Origin of the sequence: Thioclava sp. UBA3469 (assembly GCF_002378135.1) — a bacterium.
GTDB classification, from domain to species: Bacteria; Pseudomonadota; Alphaproteobacteria; order Rhodobacterales; family Rhodobacteraceae; genus Thioclava; species Thioclava sediminum.
Genome location: NZ_DFRG01000125.1, coordinates 2,013 through 2,317 on the forward strand (window position 1 = coordinate 2,013; position 305 = coordinate 2,317).

1 protein-coding gene is annotated in these 305 nt (G+C 56.1%); it reads left to right on the forward strand.

The window, feature by feature from the left end:
- Positions 1-305: ABC transporter substrate-binding protein (locus tag B3D39_RS10150; protein ID WP_286789657.1), on the forward strand; the 305-nt coding region annotated here is incomplete at both ends.

Here is a 305-nt window from a genome sequence, read left to right on the forward strand (position 1 = left end):
CTGCGCAAGGGCGTGAAATTCCACTCGGTCGAGGGCTTTACCCCGAGCCGTGATTTCAACGCCGATGACGTGATTTTCTCGTTCGACCGTCAGGGCAACAAGGACAACCCCTATTACGCTTACGCGCCGGGCGTTTCCTATGAATACTATGCCGGCATGGACATGCCGACGATCATCAAATCGATCGAGAAAGTCGACGATTACACGGTGAAGTTCACCCTGTCCGAGCCGAACGCGCCGTTCCTTGCCGACCTCGCGATGGACTTCGCGTCGATCATGTCGAAGGAATATGCCGACAAGCTCGC